Below are 25,904 nucleotides of genomic sequence, written 5' to 3' on the forward strand. Positions count from 1 at the left end.
GGGAGCGCCTAGAAGGTGCCGCCCGCCAGCCTCCACTCGCGGTTCAGGGCGCCCAGCGGGATGCTCCGCTGGATGACCGGGGTGCCGAAGACCGACAGCTGGAGCCGCAGGGTCCCGGACAGGTCGACCCCGCCGTACACGGTCCAGGCACCCTCGGCCTTCGCCTTGCCGTCGGAGGAGGCGGTGACCGTGCCGGAGGCCTCGCCGCGCAGATACGGTGCCAGGTCGGCGGTGACACCGACGGCGCCGTAGAGGCCGACCGAGGCCTCGGCGCCGAGCGCCGTCTTCACGGTCCCGGCGGTGGTGACCGAGGCGCGCACGGGCGTGCTCGTCATGTCCGACGAGCTGACCGGCGTCCAGCCCTTGGCCAGGCCGAAGGTGCCGCCCGCCTTGAAGTCGCCCTTGAGCTTCTGTTCGACGTCGACGGTGACCTTGCCGTCGCCGCTGATCTGGACGTAGCAGGTCAGATCGAGGTTGACGACGACGGGGACGGGACCGACCTGGAGGACCGGGTCGGCGTGCAGCTTGGCGAACGGGATGCGCAGCGGGGTGCCGGTGGTCAGGGCGGCCCGCCCCTTGACCGCCCAGCCGGAGGTCCAGTCGCCGGACACGCCGAGGTAGGCGGAGCCGGGCGGCGCGTCGGTGCCGGCGCCGCCGTAGGTGAAGTCGACCTGCGGGGCGACCTGGACGTACCCGTCCACCGATGCGGCGGCCGAAACCGGCGCGCCCTGGGCCGCCGGTATGCCGGCGCTGACGTCGAGGCGGAGGCTGCCGAGCGGCACCGTCGCACCCTTGGGGCCGACGTGCACGTCACCGGCCTTCGCCCAGGACACCTTCACATCGGGGAGCAGCTTGTCGACGGTGAAGGACGACGGGTCGACCGGCACCTCGCCCTTCGCCGTCTCGTCGCCGAGCAGTGCGTTGAGCGTGGCCGGTTCCGTCTGCACCTCGGTGCCGCCGTGCCTCTCGCCGACCACCTTGGTGACCTTGGCGAGCAGCCCGTGCGGTGCCCCGGGCGCGGGCGCGCTGGCGATCACGTCGCCGACGGCGGCCTTGTGCGGGGCACCGGAGGGGACGGGGGAAGAGGCGGGGGACGGGGAGCCGTGCGAACCGCCCCTGCGCGCGGGCTGGTCGGAGAGCACGGCCCGCCGGGTGTGGCTGTCGTACGAGCTGATGGCGAGCGCCGTCTTGTGCGCGCGCCGTCCGGAACCGGCCGGTCCCGCCGTGGCGGTGGCGGTGGCGCCGGTGGCGGGAGCGGCGGCGACGGCGAGCGAGTGGGCAGGGCCGTCGGCGGGTTGGTCGGCGACCTTGACCTGCGTGGGGCCGTTCCCGGCGGTTCCCGCCGCTGCGTGCGGTGTGGGCGAGGAGCAGCCCGCGGCGAGCAGGAGGGCGGTCACGGCGAAGGCGGGCAGCAGGGCGCGTCTGTGCCGCATGCGTCTGCGCATGGAGTGTCCTGGTGTGAAATGGGGGGTGGCAGAGAGTTACCGGGCACACGGTGTACTCAGAGGTAGAACCGGCCGGTAACTCGTGACGAGCCCTGAGCATGCCATGCCCTCGTACAGAGATCCCTCACAAACCAGCCACAACGCAACGTGAGCTGCACCACGGCGAGTTCGAGTCGGCCGTGGCTGAAACCCCGGAGAGGGCAAGCGGGTTGGGGCGGGCCGGGGTTCGAGGATCAGCGGCCGGTCAGGCCCGTGCCGCCGAGACGGGTCAGCAGGGCGGACAACCGGGCGATGTCCTCGGCGCTCAGGGCCGGTGCGGTGAAGATCTCGGTGGCGGTCTCCTCGGCCGTGGCGCGCATCTCCCGCAGTCGCCGTCGGCCCGTCGTGGTCAATGACGCATAGGCCACGCGCGCGTCCCGGGCGTCCGCTTCGCGGGTCACCAGCCCGATCCGCTCCAGCGGGGCCAGCCCGCGCGTGACCCCGGAGGCCGTCAGGCCCAGCGCCTCGGCCAGGTCGACCCGGCGCATGCGTCCCCCGGGTGCCTCTCCCAGCCGTAGCAGCAGCGTGAAGTCGGCGAGGCTGACGCCGTGCAATGCGCTCAGCCGGGCGTCGAAGCGCCGTACGACCGCCGCCTGGGCCCGTACCAGCCGCAGTGCCGCGTCCAGGGTGTCACTCATCGCCGCAGCTCACGCCCCTCCGCCGCTGCCCGGGTGAGCCCGCCGTGTTCATTGCCATCTCCTTGAGTGCTCAAGTTCATGAGCCGTTCGAACGGGCCGCGCGGCGCTGTCGCTTGCCCATCGGCGCCTGGGAGAGGTCCTCGGCGGTGGAACGGAGGTTCTTGAAGCCGTATCCGCGCTCGGTCAGCCAGGCCTTCGCCGCCTCCTCGGCCCGCTCGGTCGCCTCCAGGATGTCCTCCTCTTCCTCCCCGGTGTCGGAGAAACGGAAGACGAAGGCCGGGCGGGCGGCGATGTCGTAGGTGAGGCTGCCCTCGGGTGTGAACGCGGCGCGCAGCACGTCGTGCTCGGCGGCGTCGGCCAGCAGCGCGGCCCGCTGGGCGGCGGTGAGGCCGTCGAAGACGCCGCGGACGGTGATCCGGAAAGTGCGGGTGCTCATCCCGCGACCCTAGGCACGGCAGGCCCGCCGCCTCCACCGGTTTTCCGGGGAGCGCCTACGCTGGAGCCGTAAGGCGGTGGCTGCTCCATGCGGTACGTGGCGGTGAGTGCGCTGAGCCATCCCGGGCTGCTTCGCGAACGGAACGAGGACAGTCTCGTGATCGGGCCGTGGACCCTGTGCGCCACGGTGACGGAGAGTCCGCAGACCCTGGTCTTCCCGCTCGGCACGCCCCTGGTCGTCGCGGTCGCCGACGGGCTGGGCGGGCATCCCGGCGGCGACGTGGCCAGCGCCCTGGTGGTCCGCCGGATCGCGTCCATCGGATCGGCCCTGGGCAGCGAGGACGCCGTCCGCGACGCCTTGCACGGCTGCAATCGCGACGTGTACCAGGCCGCCGGCGGCGACGCGGGAGGTGAGCTGGCGGCCATGGGGACGACCATCGCCGGCACCGTCGTGCGGCCCGGCTCCCTGCTGGTGTTCAACGTCGGCGACAGCCGGGTCTTCACGGCCTCCCGTGACGGTTTGCGCCAGGTGAGCGTCGACGACAGCCCCCCACTCGAACCCGGACGGCGTACCACGTCCATCGTCACCCAGTGCCTGGGCGGCAGCCGCTCGTACCGCGCCATCCGCCCCCATGTGACAGCCGCGCCCCTGGCTCCCGGCGACCGGTACCTCGTCTGCACCGACGGCCTGACCGATCCGCTGCCGCAGGAGGCGCTCGACGAGGTGATGCGGGAGCAGGACGACGGCCGGGCGGCCTTCGAGCTGTGGAAGGCCGCCATCGGGGCGGGCGGCCCCGACAACATCACGCTGGCGGTCGTCCGCGTCGCGGACGCATAGTCCTCCGGTTCCGTCCGCCGGTTCGGTCCGCCGGTTCGGGCTCAGGACCGCCTACGGTGGACACATGACCGAGATCGTCGTCTACGAAGTCGACAAACCGGTGACACCACGCTCCTCCACCGGACCGACGAAGAGCGGGGAACGGCGCGTCCGCAAGGTGCACATGGCCCCCGCGGCCCCGGGTTCGCGCACTACCGCCGGACCGCGGACCCTCTGCGGCAAGGACACCTTCGCCATGGAGACGGCCCGCTGGACGCCCTCCGAAGAGCCCGGAGCGCCCTGGTACCCCGCGGAATACGCATCCGTCGTCTGCCAGGAGTGCGCTGCCGTGATCGAGGTCTGACCGCTCAGTCTCGTTCCACGTACTCCTTGAAGTGCTCCAGATCGCTGCGGACGAGGCGTTGGATCGCGTTCGTCTGCGCGAACCCCTTGGGCCCGCCGAAGGCGTCCCGGACCGTGCCGGGGTCGTACTCCAGCCGGGCCTGGATCCGGGTGTGGTTCTGGTCGATCGGCTGAACCGAGAAGGAGCCCGTCAGCTCGGGGGTGCCCGTGGTGAGCCACTCCATCACGCGCTCACCTCGGTCGGTGACCTCGGCCTCGATCTCCCGGGCCCGGCCGCCTGCCTCGACGTCCAGATGCGCGCGGCCCCCCGCCGTACGCGCGCCCCGCACGCCGTCCACGAAGCGCGGATAGTTCTCCACCCGGTGAAGGGTCTCCCAGGCCTTGTCGACCGGAACCTCGACGTCGACGTGCAGTTCGAGGGTGCTCATGGCTCACCTCCGTGTGCGGCTCATGGCGCATGACCTTCTGCTTACAGTGTGCGCCCGACGGGAGCAGGCGCAGGCGCCGTAATCTGCGGGCAGTGGAGGCAGCCGAGGCAGACGAGGCAGGTGTCCGGGACGGAGGACTTCGCTTGTTACGACTTCAAGCAGTGAGCAAGCGCTATGGCCGTGGCGACTGGATCCTGCGGGACGTCGATGTGGAGGCCCCGGCTGGAGAGGTCGTGGCAGTCACGGGTGGGAACGGTTCCGGGAAGTCGACGCTGTTGCGGATCGCGGTGGGCCTGTCCCGTCCGACCCGCGGCCGGGTGACGGCGCGGCCACCGGTCGTGGGCTACGTGCCCGACCGCTTCTCCCCCAACGAACGCATATCGGCGGTGGCCTACTTGACCCATGTGGGGCGCGTGCGCGGGCTGACCACCGCGGTCGCCTCGTCGCGGGCGCACAGGCTGCTGGACCGGCTGGCACTGGTGGGCGGCGAGCGGGCCCCGCTGCGGAGCCTTTCCAAGGGCAACGCCCAGAAGGTCGCGGTGGCCCAGGCCCTCCTGGTGGATCCCGGACTGCTCGTTCTCGACGAGCCGTGGTCGGGGCTGGACGCCGATGCCCACGGTGTCCTGGCCGAGATCATGACCGAGGTCGCCGGCGCCGGAGGGACGGTGGTCTTCACCGACCACCGCGAGTCGGTGACGCGGGCCCGTGCCACCCGGACCTACAGCGTCGGCGGTGGCCGGGTCGCGTTGCGCGGGCCGGAGTCCCGGCCGGACGGGCACCGGCCCCCCTGTGACGTCGTCCTGACCGGATACCCGGGCGGCCGTGCGCCTCAGCACCTGGTCTGGGAGGAGCTGGACGGCGTGCTGACGGTGAGCCGCACGGCCTCGGGTGTCCGGGTGCGAGTGGCGCGCGAGGCCACCGACGCCCTGCTGCTCGCCGCGCTTCACCACGGCTGGTCCGTGGAACGGGTGGAAGGGACGGCGGCGGACCTCCTGGCGCGGGACGCTGCCGCGAACGGAGGCATACAGTGATCGCCCTCATCCGCTACACGTTCGCCACCGTGCTGCACACCCAGCGCTACGTCGCCCCGTTGCTCCTGTTCATGGGTCTGCTGGGCGTGCTGACGGTGAACGGCAGCGGCCCCTTGCCTCCCGCGTACGCGTCGTCCGCCGGTGCGCTGTTCGTCTGCTCGACCTGGTTGACCGTTGCGCTGATGAGCCTGGACGAACCGGCACAGCGGGCGATCGTCGTCGTCGCGTCCGGCGGCCGGTCGCTCAAGGTCCTGCTCGCGGCGATCGGCACGGCGCTGCTGAGCTGTCTGGTGCTGATGGTCTTCGGCCTGCTCTTCCCGCTGTGGACGGGGCGCTACGACGTCACCGTGGGGGATCTTCTGCTGGGAGTCGAGGCCCAGCTGACCTGTGCCTTCGTGGGCATCGCCATCGGCGTGCTGTGCTCGCGGCTGGTCTTCGGGCGACAGGGCTACGCGGTGGTCTCCGCCGTCGCACTGGTGACGGGAGCCCTCTTCGCCAAGGGGGTGCCCCCGGTGAACCGGCTCTTCACCCTGATGGCGACGACCCCCCAGGCGGCGAAGCTGCTGGCTCCCGCGGGCGGCATGCTGGCGATCGCGGCCGTGATCCTGGCCGCGTTCACGGCCGTCGCCCAGTTCGTCGCCACCCGGAGAGAGTGACGACGACTCCTCGCTCCCTGCGGCCCGAGGAGCGATCACCGCCAAGGCGCGGCCGGAGGGGCCGTACGGCATCAACGCTCAGCCCCCGGGGCGCAGCAGCCCGCGCTCGTACGCCTTGACCAGCCGCGGGGGTACCAGGTGTGACACTCCGTCGACGGTGACGGGCACCAGGGCGGGCGTGGTCGCGTCGAAGCTCGCGCGCACAGTGGCCCGTCCCCGCCACCGGCCCGGACAGCCGGTGCGATCCGCCAACTCGCCCGCAGTCCCCGCATCCCGACACGCGCCAAGGTGGCGTCAGGCGGGCTGCGGGACGTGCGTTGCCGCAACGGCCGCGACCTTGCGGGTCTCGCGCATGATCAGCAGGCCGTTGACCATCATCAGTGCCGCGGTCAGGCCGTGGACGCCGAGCGCGGTGGCCACGGAGCCGTGATGGGCCAGCACGGTGGCCATGTCGCCGTACGCGGCGAGGGCCTCCACCAGCAGGACCCAGCCCAGCGCCCGGCGGTGGCCCGTCACCAGCAGGATGCCCAGGACCAGGGCCAGGACGACGTCGCGGATTCCCTTGATGATCAGGAAGCCGCCGCCGTCGCCGGACGGCCAGCTCGGCAGGCCGAAGCTCGGCGCGGTCGTCTCCGGGCTCAGGATGAACTCCGTCCCGAACCACAGGATGAAGAGGATGAAGGCGGCGGCCAGGACGGTGTTGATCTTCTTCAGCGACACTGTTCTTCTCCTTGCGAGTCTTCGTCGGATGGGTGAGCTCGTGGAGCTGGAGCGCGCGTTACGCCCGTGGGCGTGACAGAAGAGCCGGTGACGTCACCCGACCGTCCGCGCACGGCATCGCGTCGGTCGCGACTGTGTACGCGATCCCGCCACCAGCGAAGCCGTAATGATGAACGCGTAGTGGCGTGGCTCGAAGTCGTCCAGCTGGTCGTAGTCCAGGCTGACCCGGTTGGCCAGCGTGACCGGCGTGAAGTGCGCCACCGGCGGATCGACCGTCAGGCCGAGGATGTCGGCCAGGAACCGCGCCGAGGCCTGCCCTCCCCGGCTACAGCTGCCGTGTCATACGTCGATCTGCTCGAAGATGTGCGGGTACGACACGATGTCGTCGGGGAACTCGGCCGCCATGCGCTGGAACTCCGGGCTGCCGAACGCCGTGGCGAGCGCCTCGGTCGACTCCCAGACCGCGACGTTCATCAGAAGCCGACTGTCCGCCGTTCCCTTGTGCATCCGCAGGGATACGAATCCCGGCTGGGCCTCCATGAACTCCGCCTGCCTTCGAAAGAGGGTCAGGAACGCCTCGGTCCTCTCCTTCGGGACGAAGAAGGTGTTGGCCAGGACGATGGGTCCGGTCTTCTCCTTGAACTGCGCGAACATCGGCGTATTCGGGTCCAGGCTCTGCAGCTTGGCCATCTTCGGCACTTCCTCTCGCTGTCGGTTGTCCCACGGGCATCGCGGCCGGCCGCCGCTCAAGGGCATCACCGGTGCCGGCCTCGGACGGGTGCCACCTTGCCAACGCTTGTTGGTCAACGCTTGTGGGCAAACGTAGAGCCGTAGTGCTGGACTGTCAACACGTGTTGGCCTACGCTTGTTGGTATGACCGGCACCACGGAGAACCAGCAGGCCGCACGGCGTTCCGACGCCACCCGCGCCACGATCCTCGCCGCGGCCCGCGAGCGGTTCGCGGCGGACGGCTACGAGAAGGCGACCATCCGGGCCATCGCGCGCGACGCGAAGATCGACCCGTCGATGGTGATGCGCTACTACGGCAACAAGGCGGGCCTGTTCGCGGCGGCCGTCGCGATCGACCCCGGGCTGCCCGGCCTGTCCGTCGAACCGCGCGAGGAGATCGGCCGGACGCTGGTGCGCCACTTCCTCACCCTGTGGGAGGAGAACGAGGAGCTCACCGCGCTGATGCGGGTCGGCGCCACCGACCCGGCCGCCGCCGATCGCATGCAGAGCGTGCTGCGCGAGCAGTTGATCCCGCTGGCCCGCCGGGTGGGCCCCGAGCCGGAGCAGGCGCCGGCGCGGGCGGCACTGTGCTCCTCGACTGTGCTGGGGCTCGCGCTGACGCGCTACGTGCTGCGGTTCCCGGCGAGCGTGGCGCTCAGCCGCGAGGAGATCGTGGACTGGGTCGGACCCACGGTCCAGCGGTATCTCACCGCACCCACGCCCTGAAAGGGAAGCGGGCGGTGTCAGTTGGTCCGGGCGTACTCCCGGAACTCCCAGTCGGTGACGTACCCGTGGAACCGGGCGAGCTCGTCCCGCTTGAAGGTGAGGAAGGCGTCGGCGAACGACTTGCCGAGGACGTCGATGAGTTGGTCGTCCGCCTGCAGGGCGTCGAGGGCCTGGCCGAGGCCGGTGGGCAGCCGGTCGGCGGTCCCGGTGTCGGCGGCGAGGCCGGTCGCCGGCGCCGGAGGCTCGGCCGCGGCAGTGATGCCGAGGTGGATGGCGGCCAGGAGGCCGGCGACGGCGAGGTACGGATTGGCCGTGGCGTCGCCGAGGCGGACTTCCAGCCGGGATGCGGCACCCCGCTCCGGCGGGATCCGCACCAGGGCGTTCCGGTTGTCCAGGCCCCAGTTGATCAGCCAGGGGGCGGTGGTGCCCGGGCCGAACCGCTTGTACGAGTTGACGGTGGGGTTGAGCAGTGCGGACAGGGCGGGCGCGTGTACGAGGACGCCGGCCAGGGCGTGACGGGCCGTGGCCGAGAGGCCGTGGGCCTCCCGGGGGGCGTCGAAGACGTTGTTCCCGTCCGCGTCGGCCAGGGAGACGTGCAGGTGGAATCCCGATCCGCCGCCGTCGTTGAACGGCTTGGCCATGAACGTCGCCAGCCGGCCCTCGGCGCGGGCGAGTTCCTTGACCGCGGCCTTGAACCGGAAGGCGCGGTCAGCGGCGTCGAGCGCTTCTGAGTGGCTGAGGTTGATCTCGAACTGTCCGCCGTCGAACTCGCGGTTGCCGCCGCTGACGTCCAGGCCGAGCGCGTGCAGGGCGCGCATCGTGCGCAGCAGGTGTCCGTCCGGGTCGGCGCGGCGGCCGGTGGTGTAGACGTCGCCCGGGGCAGGGGCGTAGCGCCGCCATCCGGTGGGCGTGTCGGCGTCCGGTTCGAGCAGGACGTATTCCAGTTCGGGGCCGACGAGCGCGGTCAGGCCCGCCTTGTTCAGCCGGGTGAGGACCTGGCGCAGCAGGTCCCTGGGCGACTCGGGCACGCTCCGGCCGGTGGCCGGGTCGAGGACGTCACCGATGCACCAGGCGACGTTCGGCTCCCACGGCAGCGGGGCGACGGTATCCAGGTCCGGGCGCACCAGGACGTCGGGCATGCCCGCCTGAAGGCCGCCCGCGATGTCGGAGTGATCACCGAGAGCGCCGGTGTGATACACGGCGCGGCTGAAGGCGAGGCCGTGTCCGGCCGCGTGCGGCAGATGGTGCAGCAGGATGTCCCGGCTGCGGTCGGAGCCCATCAGGTCCGGGTAGGCGACGCGGAGGACGTCGATCCCCTGGGCGTCGAGCGCCTCGATCGTCTGTCGGACCCGGCCGTCTGCGCGAGCGCTCAAGTGATACTCCAGGGATGCGGTGAGGGCTTGCCGGCTGTCCTGATTCGCCCGCTCGGTAGCTGTGCGGCCCCAAGGCCGGGCGGTTGCGCCGAGACCGCATCCGTTTGGTGTCAAACGATAGAAGCCGGCCGTACCGCCCACAAGAGGGCGCCGAAAGCTCGCCTGCCTCCACCCGGGGTCGAGGACGCCGGATCCGGCGGCTGCGGAGATACATTTGACCGCAAACGAAGCCTCGGCGGCCCGCACCGCCCCGACGACGAGGAGGAGCCCCGTGCCCGGGCCCCGCCGATCCATCACAGAAACCGAGCGGGCCGTACAGCAGCGGCTGGGTGGCCTGACTCTGCAGCGCGAGGCCATGGCCGCCGTGGCCAACATCCACCGGGCGGCCGCCGCCGTCCGGCAGCACCTGGAGAACTCGGTGCTGCGTCCGCACGAGCTGACGTGGACCGGCTTCGTCGTGCTGTGGGTGCTGTGGATCTGGGGCGAGGCGGAAACCTGGTCCGTGGCCGAGGAGGCGGGTATCTCCAAAGGCACCCTGACCGGCATTTCGCGCACCCTCGAATCGCGCGGTCTCGTGGCCCGTTCCCCCCACCCCGAGGACCGCCGCCGGGTCCTGCTCTCGCTGACCCCCGCAGGGGAGAGGCTCATGGAGAGGCTGTTCCCGGCCTTCAACGCCGAGGAAGCGTTCGTCGCCGCCCCGCTCAGCCCCGACCAGTGCCTCCAGCTCGCCGACAGTCTGCGGGTCATCGTCGGCCGGCTTGAGGAGCACGGTGAGCAGCGCAGGCGGGAGCTCCTCGACGGCGCGAGCCTCGCCCCGCGGCGCTCGGGCCGCCGCCCGCGCCCGTAGCCCGGCCGCCGGAGGCCGCGGTCCCGGCCGGTCGGCGTGCCGCTCGCAGTGTCGTTCTTCGGCAGGGGTGGCGTGCGCCCGCCGGAGGTGCCCGGCTCCGCCGCCGGGGAAGGGTGTCGACCTCCAGCCAAAACGTTTGATCCCAAATAAAACTTCCGGCAGGGCTTGACGCTCCCGCGGCCCGGCTGTCTATTTGGGGTCAAACGAAACGGAGGGTGGTGGGACATGACCCGCGAGGTCCCAGCAGCCGTCATCGCCGGGGTACCGGTTGACGGCCGGCACTGGATCGGCGGCGAGCGCGTCGCCTCCGGTGAGACGTTCACCGACATCTCACCGATCGACGGCAGCGTCATCGGGGAGATCGCCCGGGGTACCGCGGAGGAGGCCGCCGCGGCCGTCGCCGCCGCCAAGGCCGCCTTCCCCGGCTGGGCCGCCACCCCGCGCCCCGAGCGCGCCCGCATCCTGCACGCCATCGCCGGGGGAGTCGAGAAGCGGCTCGAAGAGCTGGCCGTCGTCGAGACCACCGACAACGGCGCCCTCCTGCGCTCCCACCGCCGCGGTGTCATGCCCCGCGTCGCGCACAACTTCCGCTTCTTCGCCGACTGGCTGCTGAAGCTGGAGCACGAGGACTTCGAGACCCGCGGTCACACCAACCACGTCAGCTGGGACCCGGCCGGCCCCTGCGTACTGATCACGCCCTGGAACGCACCGCTGATGCTCGCCACATGGAAGGTGGCCCCGGCGCTGGCGGCGGGCAACACGGTCGTCCTCAAGCCGGCCGAGTGGTCCCCGCTGACCGCCTCGCTGCTGGCCGACATCGCGGCCGAGGCCGGGCTTCCAGCCGGTGTGCTGAACGTGGTGCAGGGCTACGGCCCGGAGATCGGCGACGCGCTCACCTCGCACCCGGACGTGCGCAGGATCGGTTTCACCGGCTCCGTCGCGACCGCACGCCGGATCGCCGCGTCGGCCGCCGCCAACCTGACGCCGATGAGTCTGGAGCTGGGCGGCAAGTCCCCGCTGCTGGTGTTCGCCGACGCGGACCTGGACCTGGCCGTCGACCTGGCGGTGGAGCAGTACGACAACGCCGGGCAGGTGTGCCTCGCCGCCACCCGCGTTCTGGTCGAGGAGACGGTCGCGGAGGAGTTCACCCGCCGCTTCGTCGGCAGGGTGTCCCGGCTGAAGCAGGGCGACCCGCGCGACGAGGCCACCGACATCGGCCCCGTCATCCACCCCTGCCAGCTGGAGAAGATCGACGGCTTCGTCCAGCGGGCACTGGCGGCCGGCGCCCGCGCGGTCATCGGCGGACACCCCGAGCAGGGGCAGTACTACGCGCCGACCCTCCTCACCGGCGTCGCCCAGACCTCCGAGATCGTCCAGGAGGAGGTCTTCGGCCCGGTCGTGACGCTCCAGACCTTCACCGGCGAGGAAGAGGCGGTCCGGCTCGCCAACGACACCCGCTTCGGCCTGGCCGCCACCGTCGCCACGGGCGACCCCGAGCGCGCCGGACGCGTCACCGCCCAGCTGGTCGCCGGCACCGTCTGGGTCAACTGCTTCTTCGTCCGCGACCTGAGGGCGCCCTTCGGCGGCTCCCGCCGCTCGGGCATGGGCCGCGAGGGCGGCACCTGGAGCTTCGACTTCTACTGCGACGTGAAGAACACCGTCACCGCCCCGAACGGATGGAAGGCCCATGGGTGAGATCGTCGGGGCGGGCCTGCTCGCCCACGTGCCCACCATCGTGCTCCCGGAGGAGACCCGGCGGCAGCTGAACGAGGGCAAGGAGATCACCCTCGTCACCGGCCTGCGGCAGCTTCGCGAGGACGTCTTCGAGCGCGGCAGCGCCCACGCGTACGACACCGTCGTCGTCCTCGACTCCCACTGGGCCACCACCGTCGAGTTCGTCGTCACCGCACAGCCCCGCCGGGCCGGCCTGTTCACCTCCGAGGAACTGCCGCGCGGCATGTGCCGCATGCCGTACGACTTCCCCGGTGACCCCGAACTCGCCCACCGCATCGCGTCGTTCGCGGACAGGCACGGCACGTTCATCACGGCGATCGACGACCCGTACCTGCCGATCTCCTACGCGACCGTCAACCTGTGGAAGTTCCTCGGTGAGGGCCTGCCGGACAAGCGGTGGGTGACGATCGGCGTGTGCCAGACCGGCGACATGGAGGACCACCTGCGCCTCGGCCGGGCGCTGGCCGACGGCATCGCCGCCACCCCGGGACGCCGGGTCCTGCTCATCGCCTCCGGAGCGCTGTCGCACACCTTCTGGCCGCTGCGTGAGATCCGTGACCACGAGGCCAGCGACCCGGCGCACATCTTCACGCCCGAGGCGCGCGCGGCCGACGAGGAGCGGATCGCCTGGTTCAAGGAGGGCCGCCACGACCGGGTCCTCGACTCCATGGACACGTTCTGGAAGTACAGGCCCGAGGCCAGGTTCTTCCACTACCTGATGACGGCCGGCGCACTCGGCGGGCGGGCGTGCAGGGCCAGGGCCCGCCAGTACGGCGAGTACGAGAACTCGGTCGGCACCGGTCAGGTGCACCTCTGGTTCGACCGTCCCGCCGACGGCTGGACCGGTACCGGCCTGCCCGCCGCGCGCACCCCTCACAGTCGTGTCTAGGAGCCCTTATGCCCGAGTACCGCCGCGTACTCCTCGACGGCGCCGCCGTCCAGGTCACGGTCGACGGGGACGAGCTCGTCGCCGGGGACGGCCGTCGCGTCAGGACCGAGGAGGCCCACCACCTGCCCCCCGTGCTCCCCTCGAAGGTGATCGCGGTCCACCTCAACCACCGCAGCCGCGTCGACGAGTTCCGGATCGGCCTGCCGGACACCCCGACCTACTTCCACAAGCCGGTCTCCGCACTGAACAGCCACAAGGGCGCGATCGTCCGCCCCGGGGGCTGCAAGTGGCTCAACTACGAGGGCGAGGTCGCCCTGGTGATCGGGAGGACGGCCCGCAACATCTCCCCGGCCGAGGCGGGGGAGTACATCGCCGGCTACACGATCGCCAACGACTTCGGCCTGCACGACTTCCGCGACACGGACGCCGGGTCCATGCTCCGGGTCAAGGGGTCCGACACCCTGTGCCCGCTCGGTCCCGGCCTGGTCACCGACTGGGACTTCCATGGCAAGCGGCTTCGCACCTACGTCAACGGCGAGGTCGTCCAGGACGGCTCGACCGATGAGATGACGTGGGACATGCACTACCTCGTCGCCGACATCGCCCGCACCATCACCCTGTGCCCCGGCGACGTCCTGCTGACCGGCACCCCCGCCCACTCCCGTCCCGTGCAGCCCGGCGACGTCGTCGAGGTCGCGGTCGAGGGACTGGGCAGACTCACCAACCACGTCGTCACCGGCCCCACCGCCGTCCGTACCGACGTCGGCGCCCAGCCCACCGAGTCCGAGGAAGTGCTCTCGACCGCCCTGGGCGGCGACTGGGAGTTCCGCGGCATCCGCCCGCCCAGGCGCTGAGCCCCGGGCGCGTCCGCAGTCCATACAGCAGATCGAGGAAGAGGGACGGAATGGATCTGAACAAGTGGCTGGCCTCGGCGCTCGCCTCGAACGCCGAGTGGGCGGAGACCTTCGGCCCCTTCGACCCGCACCCGGCACTGGCCGTCGACGACAACCGGTTCGCCGCCGCGTTCGAGGTCTTCACCGAGCGGCTGAAGGACAACTACCCCTTCTTCCACCCCCGCTACGCGGGCCAGATGCTCAAGCCGCCCCACCCGGCGGCGGTCGTGGGCTACCTGACCGCGATGCTGGTCAACCCGAACAACCACGCCCTGGACGGCGGTCCGGCCACCGCCGCGATGGAGCGGGAGGTGATCCAGCAGCTGGCCACGATGTTCGGCTACGACACCCACCTCGGTCACCTGACCACCAGCGGCACCATGGCCAACCTTGAGGCGCTGTTCGTGGCGCGCGAACTGCACCCCGGCAAGGGCGTCGCGTACAGCACCGAGGCCCACTACACGCACGGCCGCATGTGCGGGGTTCTCGGGGTGGAAGGCTTCCCCGTCCCCACCGACGACCTCGGCCGCATGGACCTCGACGCACTCGAGGAACTGCTGCGCGGCGGCCGGGTCGGCACGGTCGTGCTCACCGCCGGTACGACCGGGCTCGGCGCCGTCGAGCCGGTCCACGAGGCGCTGGCGCTGCGTGAGCGTCACGGTGTGCGGATCCATGTAGACGCCGCCTACGGCGGATTCTTCACCCTGCTGGCCGGCGCGGACGGCCCCGAGGGACTGCCGGTCGAGCCCTGGCGGGCCGTCGCCCGGGCCGATTCCATCGTGGTGGACCCGCACAAGCACGGCCTGCAGCCCTACGGCTGTGGCGCGGTCCTCTTCCGCGACCCCTCGGTCGGCCGGTTCTACCTGCACGACTCGCCGTACACGTACTTCACCTCCGAGGAACTGCACCTGGGCGAGATAAGCCTGGAGTGCTCCCGGGCGGGCGCGGCGGCCGCCGCGCTGTGGCTCACCTTCCAGTTGCTCCCGCCCACCCGTCAGGGTCTGGGCCAGGTGCTGGCGGCCGGCCGGCGGGCGGCGCTGCGCTGGGCGGAACTGATCGAGGGGTCCGAGCACCTGAGGCTCTACCAGCCCCCGCAGCTCGACATCGTCGGCTACTTCCCGCTGACGTCGGGCCGTACCCTCTCGGAGATCGACGCGGCCAGCAACCGGATCCTGCGGGAAGGGATGACCGACACCCGGGACCCGGTCTTCCTCAGCACCCTCCGCGTGGGCGCCGAGCGCTTCACCGCCCGCCACCCGAAGATCACCGCCGACGCCGACGGCGCGCGCATTCTGCGCAGCGTGCTGATGAAGCCCGAGTCCGAGACCTACGTCGAGCACCTGCACCAGCGGGTGGAGCAGCTCGCCCGCTCCTGACCGCCCCTGCCGAATCCCCCTGGAGCGTGATGGCATGGCCCGTGTCCGTGGCTACTTCCACCCCAGGACGGCGACGGGCGCCTCGTCGCTGATCCCCTCCCCGCCGTGGCACTACTCCGGCGACCTGCTCACCGTCGAGTACCGCACGAACCCCGACCGGGTACGCGAACTGCTGCCCGAGCCGCTGGCACTCGCCGACGAGGACCCCGGCGCGGTCGCGCTGATCTGGGCCGACTGGCAGTCCTGCGCGGCGTCGGGGGAGGAGCTGCTGGACCCGGTGCGCTCCCAGTACAAGGAGGCGTTCGCCGTCGTCCGCTGTATGTACCGGGGCCGGACCTACACCCGCTGCGTGTACATCTGGGTCGACAAGGACTTCGCCCTCGCCCGCGGACTGCATCAGGGCTACCCGAAGAAGCTCGGCTCGATCCACCAGAGCCGCCCGCACCCCTACGGGCCGGCGCCCCGGATCGAGGCCGGGGCGCGGTTCGGCGCGACCCTCGCCGCCGCCGACCGGCGCCTGGCCCAGGCCGTGGTGACCCTGCGCGAGCCGGCGGAGACGAACGGGTTCGTCAACGCCCATCCCATGGCCCACCACCGCCGGCTGCCGTCGATCGAGAAGGGGAAGGGCCCCGCCCTGGACGAGCTGATCGAGTCCGGCGCCGCCTCCGTCGAGGGCGGTCGGCCCTGGGCCGGCGACGCCGAACTGGAACTGTTCGAGTCACCCACCGAGGAGCTGGCCCGGCTGGAGATCCGCGAGCCGATCGCCGCGTACTACCGGCAGGTCGGCGTGGTGTGGGACGGCGGCCGACTGCTCGAATCCGGAACTTCTGGCGCCGGGTGAGAGGCCGTCAGGAGACCTCCGCGCACACCGTCGGCACGATCGAAGCCCTCGTCACCGCCGATCGGCCGGCTCGGCGGGGTCGTGGGTGATCAGGTCCCCCGGCTGGCACCGGAGGGCATCGCAGATCCGCGACAGGGTCGAGAAGCGGATGGCCTTGGCCCGCCCGTTCTTGAGCACGGACAGGTTGACGACGGTGATGCCCACCCGCTCGGACAGTTCGGTGAGCGTCATGCCGCGCTCGGCGAGGAGCCGGTCGAGGTGGATCCGGATCGCGTGGAACTCCTCTTCGGGCATCAGATGGTCCCTTCGAGGTCCTCTCGCATACGCACGCCCTCGCGCATGATCTTCCCCATGATCACTGCGGCGAGGCCGGCCAGCACGAGCACCAGCGGCCCGGAGACCGCCGGCCCGGAACCCGCGACCGGCGCCATGCTCCCGACGAGCCAGGACCGCGACCAGCCGACGACGAGGCCGGCCAGCGGCGTGCCCACGGCGACGAACCAGCCGAGAACGGAGAGCCGTCGCGACACCGCGTCGGTGAACGGCCCATCCAGCTGGACGGTCTTGAGCAGCCGGGCGAAGAGCAGCAGCGCGAGGAAGCTGAACAGCAGCCAGGGCAGTTCGCCCCCCAGGTCGGCGGCGCGCTGACCCACGGAGGGACTGTCCTGGCAGAGGCGCGTGGCACTGCCGGACGCCTTCACGCCCTCGCCGACCGGCAGGTGGCCCGCGAGTGAGGCATTGGCCCAGAAGTCCGTCTGCACGCAGACCGCCCCGTCGTCGAGCATGTGCGTGACCCCCGTGCCGATGAAGGCGACCCCGCAGAGCACCGCCAGCAGAAAGGTCACCGAGGCCAGGGTCCTCGTGAGCCGCGTGTTCATCGCATCCGATCCTATCGACTTTCGATATGCCCGAGGGTGGGCGAGCATATCGACAGTCGACAAGTTGAAGATCGCCGCGGTCACCCTGGACGCGCTCGGTCGCCCGGACTCCTGGAGTCAGGCCGTGGCCTCGACCAGCCGCTTCATATGGGGCTGGTCGGTCACGCAGCCCACCAGGCCGAGCGTCCGGGCCAGCGTCAGGTCGCGCTCGTCGTTGACGGTCCAGGCCATCACGTCGATGCCGGCGGCGCCGCACTTCTCCACGATGGCCTGGTTCAGCTGGCGCAGCTCCACGCTGACCAGGGTCGAACCGACCTGCTGAGCACGGCCGACGAAGGTGTCGCGGTGCGCGCTGGGGCCTGCCACCAGCACGGTGCGGGCCTGCGGCAGCAGGCTGTGGATCTCGATCAGCGCCGCGTCGTGGAACGACAGCACCGAGACACGGTCCAGCAGGTCGCGGTCGGCGAGCACCCTGGCCAGCGACCGGGCGGCGGCCACGTCCTTGATCTCCGCCTGGATCGGCAGCGCCGGCCCGACGGCGTCCAGCACCTCCTCGAACGTCGGGATGCTCTCGCCGAGGCCGGCGTCGAGCTTCTTGAGCTGCCGCAACTCCTGGTCGGCGATCGGGCCGGAGCCGTCCGTCGTGCGGTCCAGGGTCTCGTCGTGCATGACGACCAGCTCGCCGTCCTTGCTCAGGTGCAGGTCCAGTTCGATGCCGTCCAGGCCCTCGCGTTCGGCCCGCAGGAAGGAGCGCAGGGTGTTCTCCGGCTCGGCGGCCATGACGCCGCGGTGGCCGATGGTGAAGAAAGACACTCGGTTGCCGTCCTTGGGTGCGGTGGTCCGGGCGGCCGCACGGGTGCCGTACTCCCGCGGGGTGGCGGCCGACCGCCGTCGGAGCGCCCAGCCTAACGGGCCGGCCGGCCGGGCAGCCGGGTGATCGCCGGCTGGGGGATCACCAGTAGGCGTCGTCGTCCCAGGACCGGAAGCCCGCGAACTCGACGGGGTCGTCGTCCTCGTCCAGGGTGGCGAACCCCTGTGTGACCAGCGTGCCGCGCTGCCAGTCGAGGAGGGTGTCGATCAGGCCGCCCTTCAGCGGCGGTCCCTGGTCCGCGTGGCGGGGCCAGACGATCAGCGGCCAGGTGTCGGGGTCCCCGCCCTCGGTGAGCCAGCCGAGGTAGTCGCCGTCGATGGAGTTGGCGAAGGGGAGGAAGCCGCCGGGCTCGGGCCACACGGCCAGCGGGAACCACTCGGCGTGGCTGTGCTTGAGTTGCCGGTAGGCGTCCACGGTGTCCTCGACGTGCGTGAGGAATCGCCGCTCGCCGGTCCGCAGCGGGGTGTGGAAACGCAGCCACCCGCTCCAGATGCCGGCGCCGTACTCGTCCATCAGCCGCACGTATTCCCCGGGCAGCCGTGTGCCCAGCTCGGCGAACAGCCCCTCCCAGGAGCCGTCGCCGAGGTACGGCCGCTCCGGTGGCGGCGACAGCAGCCGCAGCGCGTCCAGCCCGGTGCCGGTCTCCAGCGCGATGCGGCGCTCGGCCTCGGTGAGCCGGGGCGGGACCGGCGCGGGCGGGGTCCACGGTTCGGCGCCGGGAAGGAAGGCGGTCCGTGCGACGGTGCCCGGCAGCGGGCCCAGCAGCGGGCCGGGAGGAGAAGGGAGCTCCCAGGTGTCGCGGACGGTGTGCCGCAGATAGCCGGTGAGCGTCAGGTCGTACCGGTGCCAGGGGAGCAGGCCGCTGCCCGGCACCGCCCCCGAGTGCTGCACCACCACGGTCCACTCGTCGGGGTCGTCGGAGGCCGAGGTGTCCCAGAACAGTACGTCGCTGCCCCGCGTGCAGCCCCAGGCCAACAGGCCGCCGGGCTCGGGGTGGAGCACGGGCCGCTCGTCCTCGGGCAGCTCCCGCGCCTCGATCCGCGCCTCCCGGTGCGTCTCGCGCAGCCACTCGCCGTAGTCGAAGCGGTCCCGCTGGACGCACGGCACGTGGATCCACACGTACTCACCGAAGTCCAGCGGCCCGTACCGGTCGGCGAGCCGCTTGTAGTCGGCGGGCAGCCGCAGTCCGAGCCAGTCCTCGACGGCCGTCCAGTCGACCGGGACGGGGGAGGGCGGGCGCTCCGCGGAGGGGGTGGTGAACGTGCCTATGTCCGATGTCAATTGACGTCCTTCCCGCATGCGCGCCATGTACTCGGCAGATTCTTCCGTCTCCGCGGTCCGGGGCGGAAATCGGGCGGCGGCCGGTGTGCCGCGCGGGTCGGACCGGCGCGCACGGAGGACGGGATCACCCGCGGGGCGGCCGAACCGGACGCGGAGTCGACCGGGGTGGCCGGGGACGTGCAGCACGCGCCGGCCGACCCGTGCCCCGCCGACCGCCGACCTCCTGATCGGCATGCTGATCAGCGAGAGAGCCAGGGCCTCGGCGGCCCACTGGGCGTCCGGCGCGCCGTGCCGCGCCTGCGGCAGGCGTACGACGCGTTCCCGCGGCCGGGGGGAGGCACCCGACGACAGCGAGGGCGAGGGGCCGCGCTGGGCGCTCACTCTCCACGGCGGACGTGGTCCGACCGGGCAGTAGTCTCCGGTTACCCGACCCCGCAATCCCGGAGCGCCCTCATGGAGTTCACCTGGCGTCGGATCGACGAGCAGGACTTCCCGCTGCTGCGCATGTGGCTCCAGCAACCCCATGTGAGGCGTTGGTGGAATCACGAGACCACCGCGGAAGCGGTGGCACGCGACTTCGGTCCCGCGGCCCGCGGGGAGGAGCCCTCGGAGGACCTCCTCGCCTTCCTCGAAGGCCGGCCGGTCGGTCTCGTACAGCGTTCACGTCTGCACGACTACCCCGAGTACCTGGCCGAACTGGCGGCCGTCGTCCCTGTACCCGACGGCGCGGTGACCATCGACTACCTGATCGGCGATCCCCGCCGGACCGGGCAGGGCATCGGGACGGCGATGATCCACTCCGTCATCGTGCGAACCTGGGCCGAACACCCTGCCGCCCCGTGCGTCCTCGTCCCCGTGGTGGCGGCAAATCGCCCCTCGTGGCGGGCGCTTGAGCGAGCGGGGCTGAGCCGGGTCGGGGTCGGAGACCTGGAGCCGGACAACCCGGTCGATGACCGGACCCACTACCTCTACCGCGTCGACCGGCCACGGACCGGCGACTGACGCCACGTCACGAAGAAGCCTTACGACTCGGGGCGATGGCCCGGGCCGCCGGCGCGAGGCGCATGGCGCCGAGGGCCCCGCGGCGCGCCGCCGGGTATGTGTGCGGCACGCGGGCGTTCCGCCGACGCCGCCGTGCTGCTGTTCGCGAAGGCTGAAATCGGCGTCCCGGCCTCAGTGCAGGGCGGGACGGCCTCGGGTCACGGGCAGGGTGCCGGCCCGCCCGCTCCGTACCGGAGGCCGTCGAGGAGCAGGTCGAGGAGGCGGCCGGCCCGTTCGCGTTGGTCGGGCGCGCTGGTGATCAGCGCGACGCCGGCCAGGCTGAAGCCGACGTCCAAGGGGTCGATGTCCGTGCGCAGGACGCCGGTGTCGGCGCCGGCGCGCAGCAGGGTGCCGATCGCGGTGCCGAGCTTGTCGAGGGTCTCGGCGAAGGGGTCCGCACCGGATGCGACCGCTGCCCGCAGCGCGTCCGCCATGCCCTGCTTGGCAGCCAGGTAGTCGATGAAGTTGTCCATCCACAGGCGGATCGCCCGGTCCGGCGCGTGGTCGGCGAGCAGCTTCGCGGCGCTGTCGCAGACGCGGGCCAGCTCGTTGCGGTAGGCCGCCTCGACGAGCGCCTCGCGGGTGGGGAAGTGGCGGTAGAGCGTGGCCGAGCCGACGCCCGCGGTCTTGGCGATCGTGTCGATCGCGACGTCCGGGCCCTTCTCGGAGAAGGCGCGCACGGCCGCTTCGAGGATGCGTTCCCGGTTGCGGCGGGCATCGGCGCGCAACCCGCTCGGCTTGGTGGTCAAGGCTGCTCCCTTCGTCAGGGGGCCAGTCTAGCTGGACAACCGGGGAGTTCCCCGGTTACTGTCCCGGATAACTGGGGAACTCCCCGGTTACGGGTGTCGTCCCGTTGTGCTCCCCCGACAAGGAAGACCTCATGACCTCCCCGAAGACGGTTCTGATCACCGGCACGTCCTCCGGCATCGGCCTGGCCGCCGCCGTCGGAGCCGCCCGGGCGGGCTGGACGGCTGTCGCCACCATGCGCGACACCGGCAAGGCCGAGGCCCTGCTCAAGGCCGCCGCCGAGGCGGGTGTCGCGGACCGGATCCAGATCAAGCGCCTGGACGTGACCGACTCCGCCGGTATCACCGCCTGCCTGGATGAGATCGTTGCCGAGCACGGCCGCCTGGACGCGCTGGTCAACAACGCCGGCGCCGCCCAGGTCGGCACCATCGAGCAGAGCAGCCTCGACGACGTCCGCGCGGCCATGGAGGTCAACTTCTTCGGCGTGGTGGCGGTGACCCGGGCGGCCCTGCCGCACCTGCGTGCGTCGAAGGGCCGGGTGATCACCGTCACCAGCGTCGGCGGCGTCGTGGGCCAGCCCTTCAACGAGGCGTACTGCGCCGCCAAGTTCGCCGTCGAGGGCTTCATGCAGTCCCTCGCGCCGGTCGCCGGCACCGTCGGAGTCGATGTCACCGTGGTCGAGCCGGGCGCGGTGGCGAGCGAGTTCGTCGCCAATCTCGGCCTGGACGTCCCGGCGCTGCTCGCCGCCGCCGGTCCCTACAGCCCTGCGCTTGAGGCCTACCTCAGCCGCACCCGGCAGTCGTTCGGCAACGCCCAGACCCCGGCCGAGGCGGCCGCCCCGATCGTCGAGGCCCTGACCGCCGCCCACCCGCCCTTCCGCATCCAGACCTCGCAGTGGGCCCGCGACTTCGTCGCCACCACCCTCGCCGACCTCGACGGCTCCGCCGTCCAGAACCTCACCGGCACCTGGGTGCGCTGACCGGCCTGCCCCGCGTCCGGGTCGGGGATGCCCGGCCGCACCCGGCCCGGCTCGGAGACCGCAGCGCGCCGAACGCACCACCGACCAGTCACACACCGCGGGACGACCCGCAACAGCAAGGAAGATCACCATGGAACTCCGCACCCTCGGCAGTCAGGGCCTGACCGTCTCCGCCGAAGGACTCGGCTGCATGGGCATGAGCGCCTTCTACGGCGGCACAGACGAGACCGAGGCCCTCGCCACCATCGACCGCGCCCTGGAACTGGGCGTGACCCTGCTGGACACCGCCGAGGGCTACGGGCCGTTCATCAACGAACAGCTCCTCGGCAAGGCCCTCGCCGGGCGCCGCGAGCAGGCCGTCGTCGCCACCAAGACGGGCATCGAGTTCACCGACGACGGCACGCTCGTCGGCCACAACGGGCGCCCCGAGTACATCCGTCGTTCCCTGGACCGCTCCCTGCGCCACCTGGGCACCGACCACGTCGACCTCTACTACCTGCACCGGGTCGACCCGCAGGTGCCGGTCGAGGAGACCGTCGGCGCCATGGCCGACATGGTGGCCGCCGGCAAGGTCCGCTGCATCGGCCTGTCCGAGGTCGCCCCGCAGACCATCCGCCGCGCGCACGCCGTCCACCCGATCACGGCGGTCCAGACCGAGTACTCGCTCTTCGAGCGCGGCATCGAGGACGACGGGGTCATGGCCACCCTGAACGAGCTCGGGATCGGCCTGGTCGCCTACTCGCCGCTCGGACGCGGGTTCCTGTCCGGTGCGATCACCAGCCCGGACGACTTCGCCGCCGACGACTTCCGCCGCACCGACCCGCGCTTCCAGGGGGACAACTTCGCCCGCAACCTGGCCGTGGTCGACGAGGTCCGCCGCATCGCCGCCGCCAAGCGGGTCTCGCCGTCCCAGCTGGCCCTCGCCTGGGTGCTGCACCAGGGCGCGGTCGCCATCCCCGGTACCAAGCGCCGCCGCTACCTGGAGGAGAACGTCGCCGCCACCACCGTGTCGATCACGGACGAGGACGTGGCCGCCATCGAAGCCGTCGCCCCGCGCGGCATCGTCTCCGGCGACCGCTACGCCCCCGAGCTGATGCAGAACCTCAACGGCTGACCCCCGAGGGCGTCTCGGGAAGGCAGCCCGGACTGGGGCTGGAGACCGCACGCGTCCTGCGGGATGCCGGGGCGCCGAAGCACTGCAGGAGGTTCCCCCGGAAGCACCTACCCTTGAGTCATGACCAGCAGCAGCGACCGGAGCCAGGCAGTGGACCCTCGTTCATCTATGACGTACGAAATCCGAACCTACGGGTGCCAGATGAACGTCCACGATTCCGAGCGGCTGGCCGGGCTGCTCGAAGAGGCCGGGTACGTGCGGGCCGCCGAGGGCTCGGACGGGGACGCCGACGTGGTCGTGTTCAACACGTGCGCCGTCCGTGAGAACGCCGACAACCGGCTGTACGGCAACCTCGGCCGGCTCGCGCCGAAGAAGGCCTCGCGGCCCGGTATGCAGATCGCGGTCGGCGGCTGCCTCGCGCAGAAGGACCGCGACACCATCGTGAAGAAGGCGCCCTGGGTGGACGTCGTCTTCGGCACGCACAACATCGGCAAGCTGCCGGTCCTGCTGGAGCGCGCCCGCGTGCAGGAGCAGGCGCAGGTCGAGATCGCCGAGTCGCTGGAGGCCTTCCCCTCCACCCTGCCGACCCGGCGCGAGAGCGCCTACGCGGCCTGGGTGTCGATCTCCGTCGGCTGCAACAACACCTGTACGTTCTGTATCGTCCCGGCCCTGCGCGGCAAGGAGAAGGACCGCCGCCCCGGCGACATCCTCGCCGAGGTCGAGGCCCTGGTCGCCGAGGGTGTCTCCGAGATCACACTGCTCGGCCAGAACGTCAACGCCTACGGCTCCGACATCGGCGACCGCGAGGCCTTCAGCAAGCTGCTGCGGGCCTGCGGGAACATCGAGGGCCTGGAGCGGGTGCGGTTCACCTCCCCGCACCCCCGCGACTTCACCGACGACGTCATCGCCGCCATGGCCGAGACGCCGAACGTGATGCCGCAGCTGCACATGCCGCTGCAGTCCGGGTCGGACACGGTCCTGAAGGCGATGCGCCGCTCGTACCGGCAGGAACGGTACCTCGGGATCATCGAGAAGGTGCGCGCCGCGATCCCGCACGCCGCGATCACCACCGACATCATCGTGGGCTTCCCCGGCGAGACCGAGGAGGACTTCGAGCAGACCCTGCACGTCGTCCGCGAGGCGCGGTTCGCGCAGGCCTTCACCTTCCAGTACTCCAAGCGGCCCGGCACCCCGGCCGCGACCATGGAGAACCAGATCCCCAAGGAGGTCGTCCAGGCGCGCTACGAGCGGCTCGTCGCCCTCCAGGAGGAGATCTCCTGGGAGGAGAACAAGAAGCAGGTCGGCCGCACGCTGGAGCTGATGGTCGCCGAGGGCGAGGGCCGCAAGGACGGCGCCACGCACCGCCTCTCCGGCCGCGCCGCCGACAACCGGCTGGTCCACTTCACCAAGCCGGAGCAGGAGGTCCGCCCCGGTGACGTGGTCACCGTCGAGGTGACGTACGCCGCCCCGCACCACCTCCTCGCCGAGGGCGCCGTCCTCGACGTGCGCCGCACGCGCGCGGGAGACGCCTGGGAGAAGCGCAACGCCGCCGAGGCCGCCAAGCCGGCGGGCGTCATGCTGGGTCTGCCGAGGATCGGCGTGCCGGAGCCGCTGCCGGTCGCCACGGGCTCCGGCTGCGGCTGCGACTGACCCTGGCCGGCTGGGCCACGATCGACGGCGACGCCTGGATGCCGGTCGGGGACGGCTCGTCGGACAGCGTGTTCCTCCGGACTCGGGTCCGATCACCTGCTGACCGCCTGAGCGCGTACGCTGCCGATCATGCTTGTCGCCGCAGCAGTCTGTCCCTGCCCTCCGCTGCTCGTGCCCCAGGTCGCCGCGGGTGCCGCACCCGAGATGGACACCGCGCGCTCGGCCTGCGCCGACACGCTCGGTGTGCTCGCGGCCGCCCGCCCGGATCTCCTGGTGGTGGTCGGGCCCGCCGAGCAGAGCGGGTGCGGATCGTTTCCGCAGGGCACCCGGGGATCCTTCCGCGGGTTCGGGGTCGATCTGGAGGTACGCCTCGGGCCGGGGACGGACACCGTCGGTGAGCGCGAGCTGCCGCCGTCGCTGGCCGTCGGCGCGTGGCTGCTGCAGCGGACCGGGTGGGCGGACGCCCCGATCGAGGGACTCGGTGTCGGGGAAACGCTCGCGCCCGAGCGGTGTGCCGAAGCCGGAAGGGAGATCGGCGCCCGGGCCGGACGGGTTGCGCTGCTGGTGATGGGAGACGCCAGCGCGTGCCGCACGGTCAAGGCGCCGGGTTACCTGGACGAGCGGGCGGCACCCTTCGACGCGGAGGTCGCGCGGGCGCTGGGCGCGGCGGACGTGGCGGCCGTCCAGGCGCTGGACGCCGAGCTGGCGTACGAACTGAAGGCCTCCGGCCGGGCCCCCTGGCAGCTCCTGGCCGGCGCCGCCGAGGGCGCGTCCCTCACCGGCACGCTGCTGTACGAGGACGCGCCCTACGGCGTGGGGTACGTGGTGGCGACCTGGACCTAGCGGGCGGTGGCGCCGGCTTGGCGTTGCCGGGGTGCGTGGTGGTGGCCTGGTGTTGGCGGGTGGTGGCGTTGACTAGGCCTTGTGGCCCCTCGGCTCCCGCAGGGGCACGGCCGTCACCCCGTCCGCCCGGCAGGGCACGGCGGGCACCCCCGCCGTACGCGCGCGAAACGGCGGACGGTCGGGAGCGCCGTTGTGCTCCGCGACCGTCCGCCGATCCGCATGCCCTTCAGGAGACTCAGGAAGCCGGTGGCGGGCCCTCCGGCGGGGTGGGGGTCGTCGGATCGCCGGTGACCGTCTGCGGGCCAGGACCCTCCTTGTGGGCGAGGCGGTCCATCGCCTCCTTGGCCTTGCCGGTGCCCGCCTGGATCCTGTCGCTGTACTTGTGCTTGGTCCGCTCGTCCACGGCCTTCGCGGCCTTGTCGATGCCGTGCTGGACCTTGTCCCCGTGCTGCCGGGCGAGGTCCGACACCTTGTCCCTGGCCGGGCCGAGCTTGGCCTTCATGTTGTCCATCAGACCCAT

29 protein-coding genes and 1 pseudogene are annotated in these 25,904 nt (G+C 71.7%); 16 read left to right on the forward strand and 14 right to left on the reverse strand.

From position 1 onward, the window contains the following. Positions 1-8 precede the first annotated feature (8 nt). The 3 genes from ABT171_RS19245 to ABT171_RS19255 all read right to left on the reverse strand — a co-directional run bounded on the left by ABT171_RS19245 (position 9) and on the right by ABT171_RS19255 (position 2,558). Positions 9-1,445, reverse strand: coding sequence for a hypothetical protein (locus ABT171_RS19245; RefSeq protein ID WP_351245247.1), 1,437 nt, complete (start codon positions 1,443-1,445; stop codon positions 9-11). A 233-nt stretch (positions 1,446-1,678) separates the two neighbouring features. Then, positions 1,679-2,122, reverse strand: a complete 444-nt coding sequence (locus ABT171_RS19250; protein ID WP_351245249.1) for a MarR family winged helix-turn-helix transcriptional regulator — start codon at positions 2,120-2,122, stop codon at positions 1,679-1,681. Positions 2,123-2,198: 76 nt separating this feature from the next. Beyond that, positions 2,199-2,558, reverse strand: a complete 360-nt coding sequence (locus ABT171_RS19255) for a DUF6204 family protein (protein ID WP_351245251.1) — start codon at positions 2,556-2,558, stop codon at positions 2,199-2,201. An 87-nt stretch (positions 2,559-2,645) separates the two neighbouring features. Between ABT171_RS19255 and ABT171_RS19260 the strand changes: the two genes are divergently transcribed. Further along, entirely contained in the window at positions 2,646-3,395 is a 750-nt protein-coding gene (locus ABT171_RS19260) for a PP2C family protein-serine/threonine phosphatase (RefSeq protein WP_351245253.1), read from the forward strand. 64 nt (positions 3,396-3,459) lie between these two features. Continuing rightward, on the forward strand, positions 3,460-3,738 hold the full coding sequence (locus ABT171_RS19265; RefSeq protein ID WP_351245255.1) for a hypothetical protein: 279 nt from the start codon (positions 3,460-3,462) through the stop codon (positions 3,736-3,738). Positions 3,739-3,742: 4 nt separating this feature from the next. On the opposite strand, the gene ABT171_RS19270 is transcribed toward ABT171_RS19265, so the two are convergent. After that, positions 3,743-4,165 (reverse strand): SRPBCC family protein, encoded by a 423-nt coding sequence (locus ABT171_RS19270; protein WP_351245257.1) that lies wholly within the window; start codon positions 4,163-4,165, stop codon positions 3,743-3,745. A 161-nt stretch (positions 4,166-4,326) separates the two neighbouring features. Here ABT171_RS19270 and ABT171_RS19275 point away from each other — a divergent pair, with 161 nt between their 5' ends. Continuing rightward, positions 4,327-5,196 (forward strand): ATP-binding cassette domain-containing protein, encoded by an 870-nt coding sequence (locus ABT171_RS19275; RefSeq protein ID WP_351245259.1) that lies wholly within the window; start codon positions 4,327-4,329, stop codon positions 5,194-5,196. Beyond that, positions 5,193-5,852, forward strand: a complete 660-nt coding sequence (locus tag ABT171_RS19280; RefSeq protein ID WP_351245261.1) for a hypothetical protein — start codon at positions 5,193-5,195, stop codon at positions 5,850-5,852. Before ABT171_RS19275 ends, ABT171_RS19280 begins: the two co-directional genes overlap by 4 nt. A gap of 78 nt (positions 5,853-5,930) precedes the next feature. Here the strand turns inward: ABT171_RS19280 and ABT171_RS19285 are convergent. From ABT171_RS19285 to ABT171_RS19295, 3 genes and pseudogenes are all read right to left on the reverse strand, one after another. Next, positions 5,931-6,053 (reverse strand): annotated as a pseudogene (locus tag ABT171_RS19285) (50S ribosomal protein L32); the annotation flags it as partial. A gap of 93 nt (positions 6,054-6,146) precedes the next feature. Further along, positions 6,147-6,572 (reverse strand): DUF4267 domain-containing protein, encoded by a 426-nt coding sequence (locus ABT171_RS19290; protein WP_351245263.1) that lies wholly within the window; start codon positions 6,570-6,572, stop codon positions 6,147-6,149. A gap of 339 nt (positions 6,573-6,911) precedes the next feature. Beyond that, positions 6,912-7,262 (reverse strand): antibiotic biosynthesis monooxygenase family protein, encoded by a 351-nt coding sequence (locus ABT171_RS19295; RefSeq protein WP_351245265.1) that lies wholly within the window; start codon positions 7,260-7,262, stop codon positions 6,912-6,914. Positions 7,263-7,445: 183 nt separating this feature from the next. Between ABT171_RS19295 and ABT171_RS19300 the strand changes: the two genes are divergently transcribed. Then, positions 7,446-8,027, forward strand: a complete 582-nt coding sequence (locus ABT171_RS19300) for a TetR/AcrR family transcriptional regulator (RefSeq protein ID WP_351245267.1) — start codon at positions 7,446-7,448, stop codon at positions 8,025-8,027. Between the two features lie 17 nt (positions 8,028-8,044). Here the strand turns inward: ABT171_RS19300 and ABT171_RS19305 are convergent, their stop codons facing one another. Continuing rightward, positions 8,045-9,400: a glutamine synthetase family protein gene (locus ABT171_RS19305; RefSeq protein WP_351245269.1), complete on the reverse strand. Its 1,356-nt coding sequence runs from the start codon at positions 9,398-9,400 to the stop codon at positions 8,045-8,047. A gap of 271 nt (positions 9,401-9,671) precedes the next feature. Here ABT171_RS19305 and ABT171_RS19310 point away from each other — a divergent pair, with 271 nt between their 5' ends. From ABT171_RS19310 to ABT171_RS19335, 6 genes are all read left to right on the forward strand, one after another. Beyond that, the gene (locus ABT171_RS19310) at positions 9,672-10,247 is read left to right on the forward strand and encodes a MarR family winged helix-turn-helix transcriptional regulator (RefSeq protein ID WP_351245271.1); all 576 of its coding nucleotides are present in this window, start codon (positions 9,672-9,674) and stop codon (positions 10,245-10,247) included. A 225-nt stretch (positions 10,248-10,472) separates the two neighbouring features. Beyond that, a complete protein-coding gene (locus ABT171_RS19315) occupies positions 10,473-11,942 on the forward strand; it encodes an aldehyde dehydrogenase (RefSeq protein WP_351245273.1) in 1,470 nt (489 codons plus the stop codon). After that, complete coding sequence (locus ABT171_RS19320; protein ID WP_351245275.1) at positions 11,935-12,870, forward strand: 3,4-dihydroxyphenylacetate 2,3-dioxygenase; 936 nt, start codon at positions 11,935-11,937, stop codon at positions 12,868-12,870. The genes ABT171_RS19315 and ABT171_RS19320 overlap by 8 nt, the downstream gene beginning before the upstream one ends. A gap of 8 nt (positions 12,871-12,878) precedes the next feature. Next, entirely contained in the window at positions 12,879-13,724 is an 846-nt protein-coding gene (locus tag ABT171_RS19325; RefSeq protein WP_351245277.1) for a fumarylacetoacetate hydrolase family protein, read from the forward strand. Positions 13,725-13,774: 50 nt separating this feature from the next. Beyond that, complete coding sequence (locus tag ABT171_RS19330) at positions 13,775-15,139, forward strand: pyridoxal phosphate-dependent decarboxylase family protein (protein ID WP_351245278.1); 1,365 nt, start codon at positions 13,775-13,777, stop codon at positions 15,137-15,139. Positions 15,140-15,173: 34 nt separating this feature from the next. Then, positions 15,174-15,980 carry an acetoacetate decarboxylase family protein gene (locus tag ABT171_RS19335; protein WP_351245280.1) on the forward strand — a complete coding sequence of 269 codons (807 nt, stop codon included), beginning with the start codon at positions 15,174-15,176 and terminating at the stop codon, positions 15,978-15,980. A gap of 51 nt (positions 15,981-16,031) precedes the next feature. Here the strand turns inward: ABT171_RS19335 and ABT171_RS19340 are convergent, their stop codons facing one another. The 4 genes from ABT171_RS19340 to ABT171_RS19355 all read right to left on the reverse strand — a co-directional run bounded on the left by ABT171_RS19340 (position 16,032) and on the right by ABT171_RS19355 (position 19,391). Beyond that, positions 16,032-16,274, reverse strand: a complete 243-nt coding sequence (locus ABT171_RS19340; RefSeq protein WP_351245282.1) for a helix-turn-helix domain-containing protein — start codon at positions 16,272-16,274, stop codon at positions 16,032-16,034. Beyond that, a complete protein-coding gene (locus ABT171_RS19345; RefSeq protein ID WP_351245284.1) occupies positions 16,274-16,858 on the reverse strand; it encodes a DUF2975 domain-containing protein in 585 nt (194 codons plus the stop codon). Before ABT171_RS19345 ends, ABT171_RS19340 begins: the two co-directional genes overlap by 1 nt. 117 nt (positions 16,859-16,975) lie before the next feature. Further along, positions 16,976-17,671, reverse strand: coding sequence for a glycerophosphodiester phosphodiesterase (locus tag ABT171_RS19350; protein ID WP_351245286.1), 696 nt, complete (start codon positions 17,669-17,671; stop codon positions 16,976-16,978). A 139-nt stretch (positions 17,672-17,810) separates the two neighbouring features. After that, positions 17,811-19,391 carry an SMI1/KNR4 family protein gene (locus ABT171_RS19355; RefSeq protein WP_351245288.1) on the reverse strand — a complete coding sequence of 527 codons (1,581 nt, stop codon included), beginning with the start codon at positions 19,389-19,391 and terminating at the stop codon, positions 17,811-17,813. A gap of 72 nt (positions 19,392-19,463) precedes the next feature. On the opposite strand from ABT171_RS19355, the gene ABT171_RS19360 reads away from it, so the two are divergent. After that, on the forward strand, positions 19,464-20,012 hold the full coding sequence (locus ABT171_RS19360; RefSeq protein WP_351245290.1) for a GNAT family N-acetyltransferase: 549 nt from the start codon (positions 19,464-19,466) through the stop codon (positions 20,010-20,012). A 197-nt stretch (positions 20,013-20,209) separates the two neighbouring features. On the opposite strand, the gene ABT171_RS19365 is transcribed toward ABT171_RS19360, so the two are convergent. Further along, positions 20,210-20,800 (reverse strand): TetR/AcrR family transcriptional regulator, encoded by a 591-nt coding sequence (locus ABT171_RS19365; RefSeq protein WP_351245292.1) that lies wholly within the window; start codon positions 20,798-20,800, stop codon positions 20,210-20,212. Between the two features lie 131 nt (positions 20,801-20,931). On the opposite strand from ABT171_RS19365, the gene ABT171_RS19370 reads away from it, so the two are divergent. The 4 genes from ABT171_RS19370 to ABT171_RS19385 all read left to right on the forward strand — a co-directional run bounded on the left by ABT171_RS19370 (position 20,932) and on the right by ABT171_RS19385 (position 25,384). Then, the gene (locus ABT171_RS19370) at positions 20,932-21,777 is read left to right on the forward strand and encodes an SDR family NAD(P)-dependent oxidoreductase (RefSeq protein WP_351245294.1); all 846 of its coding nucleotides are present in this window, start codon (positions 20,932-20,934) and stop codon (positions 21,775-21,777) included. Positions 21,778-21,907: 130 nt separating this feature from the next. Further along, complete coding sequence (locus tag ABT171_RS19375) at positions 21,908-22,891, forward strand: aldo/keto reductase (protein WP_351245296.1); 984 nt, start codon at positions 21,908-21,910, stop codon at positions 22,889-22,891. Positions 22,892-23,011: 120 nt separating this feature from the next. Then, positions 23,012-24,541, forward strand: coding sequence for a tRNA (N6-isopentenyl adenosine(37)-C2)-methylthiotransferase MiaB (gene miaB, locus ABT171_RS19380; protein WP_351245298.1), 1,530 nt, complete (start codon positions 23,012-23,014; stop codon positions 24,539-24,541). Between the two features lie 129 nt (positions 24,542-24,670). After that, complete coding sequence (locus tag ABT171_RS19385) at positions 24,671-25,384, forward strand: class III extradiol dioxygenase subunit B-like domain-containing protein (protein WP_351245300.1); 714 nt, start codon at positions 24,671-24,673, stop codon at positions 25,382-25,384. Between the two features lie 235 nt (positions 25,385-25,619). Here ABT171_RS19385 and ABT171_RS19390 read toward each other — a convergent pair whose 3' ends face one another. Beyond that, the gene (locus tag ABT171_RS19390; protein ID WP_351245302.1) at positions 25,620-25,904 is read right to left on the reverse strand and encodes an antitoxin; all 285 of its coding nucleotides are present in this window, start codon (positions 25,902-25,904) and stop codon (positions 25,620-25,622) included.

Origin of the sequence: Streptomyces sp. NPDC001851, from assembly GCF_040297165.1 — a bacterium.
GTDB lineage: Bacteria > Actinomycetota > Actinomycetes > Streptomycetales > Streptomycetaceae > Streptomyces.